At 69.5% G+C, this 9,640-nt stretch carries 11 protein-coding genes and 2 pseudogenes; 3 read left to right on the forward strand and 10 right to left on the reverse strand.

From position 1 onward, the window contains the following. Positions 1-56: 56 nt before the first annotated feature. Positions 57-797: a DedA family protein gene (locus U9979_RS20430; protein WP_322780641.1), complete on the forward strand. Its 741-nt coding sequence runs from the start codon at positions 57-59 to the stop codon at positions 795-797. 242 nt (positions 798-1,039) lie between these two features. Here the strand turns inward: U9979_RS20430 and U9979_RS25355 are convergent, their stop codons facing one another. The 4 genes from U9979_RS25355 to U9979_RS20445 all read right to left on the reverse strand — a co-directional run bounded on the left by U9979_RS25355 (position 1,040) and on the right by U9979_RS20445 (position 4,435). Continuing rightward, positions 1,040-1,543 (reverse strand): hypothetical protein, encoded by a 504-nt coding sequence (locus U9979_RS25355; RefSeq protein WP_416220269.1) that lies wholly within the window; start codon positions 1,541-1,543, stop codon positions 1,040-1,042. A gap of 198 nt (positions 1,544-1,741) precedes the next feature. Next, positions 1,742-2,203: an SRPBCC domain-containing protein gene (locus tag U9979_RS25360; RefSeq protein ID WP_322748261.1), complete on the reverse strand. Its 462-nt coding sequence runs from the start codon at positions 2,201-2,203 to the stop codon at positions 1,742-1,744. Between the two features lie 51 nt (positions 2,204-2,254). Next, positions 2,255-3,745 carry an MFS transporter gene (locus U9979_RS20440; protein ID WP_322780643.1) on the reverse strand — a complete coding sequence of 497 codons (1,491 nt, stop codon included), beginning with the start codon at positions 3,743-3,745 and terminating at the stop codon, positions 2,255-2,257. A gap of 78 nt (positions 3,746-3,823) precedes the next feature. Then, complete coding sequence (locus U9979_RS20445; RefSeq protein ID WP_322780644.1) at positions 3,824-4,435, reverse strand: TetR/AcrR family transcriptional regulator; 612 nt, start codon at positions 4,433-4,435, stop codon at positions 3,824-3,826. An 84-nt stretch (positions 4,436-4,519) separates the two neighbouring features. Here U9979_RS20445 and U9979_RS20450 point away from each other — a divergent pair. After that, positions 4,520-4,715: pseudogene (locus U9979_RS20450) on the forward strand (integrase); the annotation flags it as partial. Positions 4,716-4,799: 84 nt separating this feature from the next. Continuing rightward, on the forward strand, positions 4,800-5,852 hold the full coding sequence (locus U9979_RS20455) for a lactonase family protein (RefSeq protein WP_322780645.1): 1,053 nt from the start codon (positions 4,800-4,802) through the stop codon (positions 5,850-5,852). Positions 5,853-5,986: 134 nt separating this feature from the next. Here U9979_RS20455 and U9979_RS20460 read toward each other — a convergent pair whose 3' ends face one another. The 6 genes and pseudogenes from U9979_RS20460 to U9979_RS20485 all read right to left on the reverse strand — a co-directional run. Beyond that, positions 5,987-6,454 carry a hypothetical protein gene (locus tag U9979_RS20460; RefSeq protein ID WP_322780646.1) on the reverse strand — a complete coding sequence of 156 codons (468 nt, stop codon included), beginning with the start codon at positions 6,452-6,454 and terminating at the stop codon, positions 5,987-5,989. A gap of 258 nt (positions 6,455-6,712) precedes the next feature. Next, complete coding sequence (locus tag U9979_RS20465; RefSeq protein WP_322780647.1) at positions 6,713-7,045, reverse strand: metalloregulator ArsR/SmtB family transcription factor; 333 nt, start codon at positions 7,043-7,045, stop codon at positions 6,713-6,715. Continuing rightward, entirely contained in the window at positions 7,042-7,503 is a 462-nt protein-coding gene (locus U9979_RS20470; protein ID WP_322780648.1) for an SRPBCC domain-containing protein, read from the reverse strand. The genes U9979_RS20465 and U9979_RS20470 overlap by 4 nt, the downstream gene beginning before the upstream one ends. Positions 7,504-7,566: 63 nt before the next feature. Next, positions 7,567-7,824, reverse strand: a complete 258-nt coding sequence (locus tag U9979_RS20475; RefSeq protein WP_322780649.1) for a hypothetical protein — start codon at positions 7,822-7,824, stop codon at positions 7,567-7,569. Positions 7,825-8,002: 178 nt separating this feature from the next. Further along, positions 8,003-8,689 carry a hypothetical protein gene (locus tag U9979_RS20480; protein ID WP_322780650.1) on the reverse strand — a complete coding sequence of 229 codons (687 nt, stop codon included), beginning with the start codon at positions 8,687-8,689 and terminating at the stop codon, positions 8,003-8,005. Between the two features lie 146 nt (positions 8,690-8,835). Beyond that, positions 8,836-9,640, reverse strand: a pseudogene (locus tag U9979_RS20485) (hypothetical protein); the annotation flags it as partial.

Genomic DNA, 9,640 nt, shown 5'->3' on the forward strand with positions numbered 1-9,640 from the left:
TTGGCCCCACTAACCATGGCCCTCCTCATCCATGTTCTGTGTGCCCGGTGGCTGCGATGACCGCCACCACCATGATCACCGCGGCGGGTGGAGGGCTGCTCGGGCATCTCCTGGTCCTGCACGGCCCGGCCGCTTACGCCCTCATCGGTGCCCTCGCCTTCGCCGAGGCCGCGGTTTTTCTCGGGTTCGTCCTGCCCGGTGAGACCGCGGTCCTGCTCGGTGGGGTACTGGCCAGCCAGCATGCGGTCAGCCTGCCCGGGATGGCCGCGATTGTGGTCGCCGCCGCGATCGGCGGTGACACGGTCGGCTACGAGGTGGGCCGGCACTTCGGTGACCGGATCCTGGCGCTGCCGATCTTGCGCCGGCGCCACCGGGCGATCGACCGGGCCCGTGTCTACCTGCGAACCCGTGGGGGCCGGGCGGTGTTCCTCGGCCGGTTCACCGCGTTCCTGCGGGCGGTCATGCCCGGCCTAGCCGGGGCGTCCCGGCTGCCCTACCGCCGGTTCCTGGCCTTCAACGCCGCCGGCGGTCTGCTGTGGGGGATCGGGTTCACCCTGCTCGGCTACGCCGCCGGCGCCTCCTACGCAAAGGTTGAGAAGGCGGCCGGCTGGGCGTCCACCGGGCTGCTGCTGGTGTTCGCCGCCGGGCTGTTCGCCGCGCACCGCTACCGCGCCCGGCACGATCCGGCCGCCGATCCCGATCCCAACGCGGCGGCCGATCCCAACGCGGCGGCCGATTCCGACGCGGCGGCCGATCCCGACCGGCTGGACACGCCACCTTCGGGGCCGGGCCGGTGAACGCGCCGCTCCTGTTCGCCACGACGTTCCTCGCCTGCACGGTCGAGGCGGTGGAGGCGTTCACCATCGTGCTGGCCGTCGGGATCAGCCGCGGCTGGCGGCCGGTGTTGCTCGGTACCGCCGGTGGGACCGCGGTCCTGGCGGTCGTGGTCGCCGCGGCCGGACCGGCGCTCGCCCGCGTCCCGCTGGCTCCGCTCCGGCTGGTCGTCGGGGTGCTGCTGCTCGCCGTCGGCGTCGGGTGGCTACGCAAAGCGGTCCTGCGCGCCGCCGGGAGCAAACCGTTGCGCGACGAACAGGCCGTGTTCACCCGCTACCAGGCCGCCGCCGTCGACGCCGGACCCGTCGGTGGTCACCTCGATGGCTACGGTTTCACTCTCGCGTTCAAGGCCGTCCTGTTGGAAGGCCTCGAGGTCGGGCTCATCGTCGTCACCACCGGCGCCACCAGCGGACGCACACCGCTGACCGCGGCCGCCGCCGGATGCGCCGTGCTCACCGTGACCGCCGTCGGGGCGGCGGTCGTACGGCCCCTGACCCGCATCCCGGAAAACACGATCACATTTGCGGTCGGTGTCCTGACCACTTCGTTTGGAGTGTTCTGGGCCGCTGACGGCGCAGGGCTGGACTGGCCGGCCGGTGACGGCGCGCTCCCCGGGCTCATCGCCCTGACCACGATGGTTGCCGTCACCGTCACCGTCACCGTCACCGTCACCGCGCACCTCCGCCGTCGCGTGGCTGGTACGCCGCATCCCTGGCCGAAGGCTCGGCCTTCCCCGATCGCTCGTGCCGATCGACGACGAGCACGGGCAGCATCGCCTCGCGCCCGGTCAGACGATCAATCTGCGAAGATCTATTTGTATGAGGGTGTTCGGTTGCACGTAGCCGTGGCCTCCGCGGCAGGGATCCCGCGGGGTGGACGGTGCGGCGAACCCCCAGGGGGCCGCAGGTCAGCCGGCGTTCAGCGGTTCGCCGGTTTCGAGCAGGGTTTTGAGGCCGGACAGGACGCGCATCCATCCGGTGTCGGCGACGCGCGCGGCGGTCTTGGGGGCGCCCTCGAGACGGTCGTGGGTGACGGTGAGCAGGCTGACTCGATTTTCTTCGGAGGCGACGTGCCAGCTGACCCGGCTGGGGGCTTCGGTGGCGAGATCGGGGTCGTAGAGCGCGCGGTAGCCGACGACGAGGCGGTGTGGCGGGTCGGCGTCGAGGACGGTCTCGTCGCCCCAGAGGGCGGTACGGTCGGGCGAGTGGTAGCGGAACGGTGAGCCGACTGTCCCGGTGGTTTCGACCAGTGCGCCGAAAAGATAGCCGGGGCTGAATTCGGGTTTGGTTATCGCGTCCCAGATCTGCTGCGGGGTGGCGCGGATGAAGACCCGGTAGGTCTGGGTCGTCGGGGTGGTGGTCGTGGTCATGACGGGTCCTCGTCGTCGGTGTGCGAGCGGGCGGGTAGGTCCGGGTGCGGCCTATTCGGCTGGTTCGGCCGCGGGGCGCAGGAGGCGTCGGGTGCCGGCGTCGGGCGCGGGCGCGGGGTGGGCGGCTTGTGGGCGGATGTTGGGGGCACGCAGGGCGATCAGGGCGGCGGCGAGAACGGACAGGCTGCCGGCGAGCAGCGCTCGCGCAAGACCGGACGCGAGCGCCTGCTGCGGGGCGGTGTGGCCGGCGAGCAGGTGGTGGGTGCGGGCGGTGGCGAGCGCGGAGAAGACGGCGAGCCCGAGCGCGGAGCCGAGTTGCAGGGACGTGTTGAGCAGGCCGGCGGCGAGCCCGGCCTGGTCGGCGGGGACACCGGCGTTGGCGGCGGTGGTGACGGTGACGAACACGGCACCGAGCCCCACCGACATGATCAGAAGGCCGGGTAGCAGGTCGGTGAGGTACGAGCCGTGGACCGGCACGCGGGACAGGTAGTACATCCCACCGGCGGCGATCAGCGCACCGCCGGTGATGATCGGCCGGGTTCCGAGACGGCCGACGAGCTGGGTCGACACTCCCGCGGCAAGCATGATGCCGGCGGTCACGGGCAGGTAGGCGGCCCCGCCGCGGATCGGGGAGTAGCCGAGCACGTTCTGCATGTAGAGGGTGAGGAAGAAGAACATCGACAGGAAGCCGGCGAAGGCGAGCAGCTGGGTGGCGTCCGCCGCCGCCAGCCCCGGGACGCGGAACAGGGTGAACGGGAACAGCGGGTCGCGGACGCGGCGTTCGTTGGCGGCGAAGGCGGCGAGCAGCACGGCCGCGCATGCCAGCTCGCCGATCGTGTGCGCGGTGACCCAGCCGGCGTCGGGCGCTTTCACCAGCGCGTAGAGGCCCAGCAGCATCCCGCCGGTGACCAGGATCGCCCCGCCGGCATCGAAGCCGGCGCGCGGCCCGCGGGCCCGTTCGGCCGAAACGAGGCGGAACGCGGCGGCGCCGACGAGGACGCAGACGGGGATGTTGACGAAGAGCACCCACCGCCAGCCGGGCCCCTGCGAGAGCACGCCGCCGAGGAACACGCCGACGGCGGCACCCAGCCCGCTCATCGCGCCCCACACGCCGAGCGCCCGGGTGCGGTCACGGCCGGTGGTGAAGGTGGTGGTCAGGATCGACAGTCCGGCGGGTGCCATCAGCGCCGCGCCGATGCCTTGGGCGACCCGCGCTGCGATCAGCGTCCCTGAGTGTGTGGCGAGGCCGCCGGCCAGCGAACAGACCGCGAACACGGTCGTGCCCGCGACCAGCACGCGGCGGCGGCCGAGCACGTCCGCCGCTCGGCCGCCGAGCAGGAGGAACCCGCCGTAGGTCACGACGTAGCCGGACAGTACCCACTGCAGGTTCTGCTGGGAGAAGCCCAGGTCGCGGCGGATCGACGGCAACGCGACGTTCATGATCGAGGAGTCGACGATGTCGAGGAACTGGACCGTGCACAGCAGCCCCAGCGTGAGTACGCCGCGGCGGGTGGCAAGGACTGAATCGGACGGGACGCTCATCGACCACCTTCAGATTGGACGGAATCGTCCAGCGAAGGCTAGACCGGACTGGACGATTCCGTCCAGTCCGGTGGGCGGTCAGACCGTGGCGAACGTGCGCGCGAACGTGAGCGCCGCGTCCACCGCGATCCGCAGCGACGTGCCGTCGCGGCGGGTTTCGCTCAGGAGCATGCCGCCTTCAAGACCCGCCAGCACGGCTGTGGCGAGCTGGCCGGGTGCGGCGTCCGCCCGCAGCTCACCCGCCGCCCGCATCCGCTCGAACGCGTCGGAGAACAGCCGCTCCCACGCGGCGAACGCGGCGACGACCCGTTCGCGGGCTCCCTCGTGGTGTCCGGCGACGTCGCTGGCCAGCGTCCCGATCGGGCATCCGGACGGGTCCTGCTCGTAGGCGGCGACGAAACCCGCCAGCACGCGCTCGAGGTCCGCCATCGTCGCCACTGCGGCGAACGCCTGCGTCAGGCTCGCGACGACCTGCTCGCACCGGTATGCCACCGCCGCCTCCATAAGCTGGTCCCGGCCGCCGAAGTAGTGGTAGAGCTGGCTCTTGCTCGCCCCGGCCGCGGCCAGCACCTGCTCCAGACTTACCGCCCGCACACCGTGCTCGGCGACGACGTCCGCAACGCGCGCGACGATCCGCTCGCGACTCGCGCGCCCGCGGGCGGTCATCGGCTCGCTCGGCATCGTCTTCATCTAACCAACTTTGGACTACGAGCGACCGGCAACAGGGGACGCGGCGTCGCGGGGCTGGGCTGGGCTGGGGTACGCACCTCGCGTCACCGCCGGATCCAGGGCGAGCCCGTCGGGCTGGGCTATCCGGTCGGGGTCGTTACGGTCTGGCGGATCCTGCATCGTGCCGGAATGATCCAGCGCCCCGACGGGCGGACGCATCGTGGCGCACGTTTCTGCAGGTACCGGCATCCGGTGTCCTGGCCTGCGCTTTTTCACGGTGGATACCGCGTTCCTCCGCCGTCGGGTTTGTGGCCTCACCGGGTACGGGTAGATGTGGGCTCATCGGGAACCTGAAATTCGATGCCCATGAGCTCGAAGGAGAACGATGACTGAACGTGTAGGTAATCGGAGCGCGATGGGCGCTGCCGTGTACGTCCAGACCAATGATGTTGCCAGGAACGAGGCTGTCGCCTTCAGGCGTTCCGCGGACGGCATGCTTGCTCTGTTGGGGCGTTTCGAGACCGGCGGCCGCGGAACCGGAACTCCGCACCTGCCGTCGCAGAGTTCCGTTGTTCTCAGCGACGACGGTCGGTGGCTCCTGATCACGAACGCCGGCAGCGATGACCTGTCCCTGCTCATGGCGGAGGACGACAGGCTGCGGCTCTCCGATCGTGTCTCCTCCGGTGGTGCCAGGCCGACGAGCGTCGCGGTGAACGGCGACCTCGTCTACGTGCTCAACAACGGCACGCCGAACATCAGTGGTTTTCGCCTTCGGGACGGGAGGCTGACCCCGCTCGAGGGCTCGGCGAGGTCCCTGAGCGCCGGCAACGCGGATCCGGCCCAGGTGTCCTTCAGCCCGGACGGCCGGACGCTGGTGGTCACCGAACGTGGGACGAACAGCATCAGCGCTTATCGGATCGACGAGCGCGGCTATGCCGATGGTCCCACGACGATCCCGGCCGCTGGGCGGACTCCCTACGGCTTCGATTTCACCCCGCAGGGCTCGATGATCGTGACTGAGGCCTTCGGTGGTGAGGCCGGTGCCGCGGCGGCTTCCTCGTATGCCGTGGCGGGCGCGGGCCGGCTCGCTGCGGTGAGTGGTTCGGTCGGCGACACCCGTAGCGAGGTCTGCTGGGCCGCCGTGACCAGGGACGGGCGGTTCGCCTACGTGACGAACTTCGGTGATGGAACGGTCTCGAGCTATCAGGTCGACAACGATGGAGGGCTCACGCTCCTCGAACCGGTGGCGGGTTCGACCGGGAGGGATGCGAAGGGCATCCGTGACGAGGCCATCACCTCCGACGGCCGCTACCTGTACGCGATCGACACCGACGGCCGCCGGGTTCTCGGCTGGGCGGTGGGGCAGGATGGTCGGCTCGCGCCGGTCGGCGCGTTCGAGGGCGTTCCGCAGACCGTTGCCGGCCTGGCCGCACGTTGATCATAGAATTCAGTGCGTTGCGTGATTGAGACCTGTTCCGTGCGGATCTTCGCCTCCCGCCCTGCGGTACCGCCATGGGCGGTTGACGCCGCACCTCGATCTTCGCCTGTCTGGCGGGTCGCCTTCGGGAGTCGTCACCCATCGTTCTTGGTGTTGAGTTTTGGTGGGGTCGTGCGTGTACCCCACAGCTCGCTCAACCGGTCCCGGCGGGCATCGCTCAACGGCTCGCCGCCCACGAGCAGGACGTCCGCAGGCCGAAAACCGATCGGCTTGCGGGCGTAGCGCTCCACCAGGTCGACCCAGTCGGAACGGGTGTAGTAGGCGGGCGTGGGGTGCCCGCCGGAGGAGCTGGACTCGAAGTAGTTGACCAGCTCGGTCTGTGGAACCGCCTTCAGGCCGAAGGGGTACGCCTCGACCAGGTTCTCCTTGGTCGTGAGCGGCAGCGAGTCGAACTCGTCCACCGTGACCGGGCCGGTGAGACGCCGGGAGTAGAAGGGCGTGGTGAGCGCTCGCGTGAGCACGTCGTCGAGGTGCTTGCCGGTGAGCGCCTCGAGCTCCTCGAAGCTGGCCCAATCCCCGATCTGCGGCATTTTTGGGATCATGCTCGGGATTCTGCCCGGCGGTCCGGACGGGCGGTCGCAGGAGCGAGGACGGGGAAGTCCCGTACTCCGGGCCGACCTACCTCGGCCTCCGGCCGGCGGTCTCATGAGTGCGGGATGTTCTCCCGTATCCCGTATCCCGTAGGTCCGGCGCGGACACGAAGAAGGGCCCCGATCTGGTGTCGGGGCCCTTCTGCTCTCGTTCCGGTGCGGTGATGACGCCGTCCTGACCGGCGTTTTCCTTTTTCTTTTGGTTCCGGGTCACTCCTCCTGGGTCTCCGCCAGGCGCTTGATGACCTGCAGGCGGTAGTGCCATTCGGTGGCCATCCCGGCCATCCACCGGGCCGCTTCATCAAGGGCGCGCGGCTGGACCTCGTACTGGACTTCGCGGCCGGAGCGGTTGCCGGTGACCAGTCCGGCCCGGTCTAAGACCTGTAGGTGTTTGGCCACGGCCTGACGGCTGACGGGCAACTCGGCGGCCAGCTTGGTGGCCGTCCCGTTCCCTTCGTTGATCAGCACCCGCAGAATATGTTGGCGGACCGGATCGGCCAACGCCAAGAGCACGTCGTCGACCGGCCCTCGCTCTTCGATCATCCCACGAATTGTTCCACCCGCAGACGCAGGAAATCGAGTTTTCCCGGCCAGTTCTGAAGGTTCGCGGCCCGGCGGGCATACACGGTCTCGGCGGAGAGGTCGCTTAGGCTGTTGAACCCGCTCTCCACGACCCGCAGGACCGTGCCCTCGGCCACCGGGTCAAGGGTGAACTCGACCAGCGTGGCATTGCCATCCGTGGGCTCGGTGCCGGCGTCGCCCTGCGACCACCGGTAGGACAGCTGCCGCGGCCGGTCCACTTTCTCGATCCGGGCGGGCAGGGAGCCGTGTACTCCGTGGTCAAAGAAGATCAGGCCGCTGGGCCGCAGGTCGACGCGGGCCGGTTCCCCGTTGCCAAACCAGCTGCCGAGGAACTGGCCCTCGGTGAGGATGCTCCACACGCGCTCAACCGGCGCCGAGATCAAGATCTGTTCCTGAATGCGATCGGTATCCGTCGTCATCCTCAGTTTCTCCTCGTCGTTAAGTCCCAGTGCATCCATATACGCTGCACTATGGTTGCGAGACTAGCATGAACGAGCAAGCATCTGGTTGCGAGTCGCGTGTCGCTCAGATGGTGGTGGTAGCGGCGGCCGGCGCCGGGGCGGCCGCCCGGAACTGGCCCGCGCCGCGATGAGCGCGGCTGGAGCCTGGGCTAGGCCGGCTCCCGCCAAGGCCAGCACGAACACGGCTACGTTGACGATCGTCAGATCGAGCATGGTCATGAAGTAGCCGAGGGGCAGTGTGATCAGCATGGCCCACGGATTAGCCCGCCACTTCGTCACGGCGGCACATCCATTCGTCCACTCACGCCATGGGTCCATGACGCGCATCCCAATGGTTGCGCATCTTCCCCGGATATGCAACCTTTGGGATGCGTGATCGAGTGAAGGGTGGCGGTCGGCTTCACGGTCCGCCGGGTCCTGACGTCCCGGTGGTTGCCACCCGTCCGCGTGGCAGAGATCAGTGCTCGTCCAGCCACGGGCGCTGCACACGGTAGGACTGCACGGTCGGCGGGGTGAGGTAACCGGCGCTGACGAGGAAATAGAGGTATTCGGGCGCGGTCAGTCCGACCTCCTGGTGCAGGCCGAGCCGCAGCGCGCGGTCGTGGACCCAGCCCAGCCGGTCGCGCACGCCTTGCTCGCTGATGCTCAGCAGGCGGGCGGCCTGCTTGAGTTGCAGCGGTTTCGCCGGCAGCGACGGCGGCCAAGCCAGCAGGTCCGCGAAGACGAGCCGCACGGCCTCCTCCTGCGGCGGCGTCATCGGCAACGGCGACGGCGGGCTGGCCGTCATGCCGGTCGTGGTGTCCCGGGAGGGGTGCGGATCCGCCGTCGGGAACGGGAGCATGTCGGCCTCCAGCAGCACCCAGTGGTACGTCTCGGCCGGCAGGTCGCGGGTGAGGATCCGGACGGCGGCGCGCGGCCAGGTGACCCGTACCTGCCCGGCGATTGGCTGCGGCGGTTGACCCCAGGCATGCAGGGTCGCGCCGTTGCGGTTGCGGACGTCGAGGTCCCAGCCGAACTCGGTCGCGGTCACGATGAGCGCCTCACGGGAGACTCGCGTGTTCGGGATCTCGACCCCGAGGGGCAGCCGCGCCTCCCGGCCGACCGTCAGCGTCCGCCCGACCTGCAGCCGCCCCCCGACCGGCACCCGGCACCGCCTCGGTCCGTACTCATAAGCAAGGACCCACCGGTCCGCAGGAACCTGCGCGTCCATGTCCCGCCTTCCGCGCACCGCGCCGTCGGTGGGTGAGGCGGGCCGGTGGGTTGCCGGCGCCGCCCCGTCCAGGTCAGTCGTCAGGACGACTTCGTGCTGCTCGCGACCGAGGTTCCAGGGCCGAAGGTGGCGTCACCCAAAACGATATCCATGTTGGTCGCCTGGTGGGTGGTGTTGACAGTGGGGCTGCACTTGATTACCAGTTGCTGGGCGCCCTGCAGGTCCAGGTGAACCTGCTGCGGCTGCCCGAGAGCGATGTTGATCGGTGAACCCAGCTGGGTCGAGCCGTCCTTGACGAACGTGAGGGCCGTGGTGTTACCCGTCGCATTGGTGGCGTCATTGGGAACACCGATCACCGCGTCCAGGAACGCATACCCCGCGACATTGTAGGTGACGGTGGCACCGTAATAACTGCAGGCAAGACGGACGCTGAACGGGTAGGTGGTTGTCCCGACCTGCTCCGACCCGGTACTCACGGTGACGTTACCGTTGTTGACTGGCTTGATGGAGGAGAGGTTGGTCGTCCCGGTGACCTGCGGTGTGCCAGACGGTGTGGCCGGGCCGGTTGTTGCCGGGGGAGTCGACTCGGTTGTTCCCGAGGGAGTCGGTTCGGTTGTTCTGCGACCGGTCGGGGTCTGGGTGATCGTCGGGCCGGTCGTCCCGGGAATGGTGGCGTTCGATTGCTGGGCGACCGGGGTGGTGGGGCCGGGGCTGCCGTCGCCGAGGAGCTGCGACACGACGATCGCGAGGATGACGATGATCGCGGCAGCGGCCGCGGCGAACGGCCACCACGTGCGGCTCGGCGATGGCGCCGGGGCCCTGCCGGGCGGCGGGGTGGCGCCCCCGGGATAGGGCGCGGGCGGGGGCAGGTACGCGACGTCGGGA

Source organism: Protofrankia sp. Cas4 (assembly GCF_963555915.1).
GTDB lineage: Bacteria > Actinomycetota > Actinomycetes > Frankiales > Frankiaceae > Protofrankia.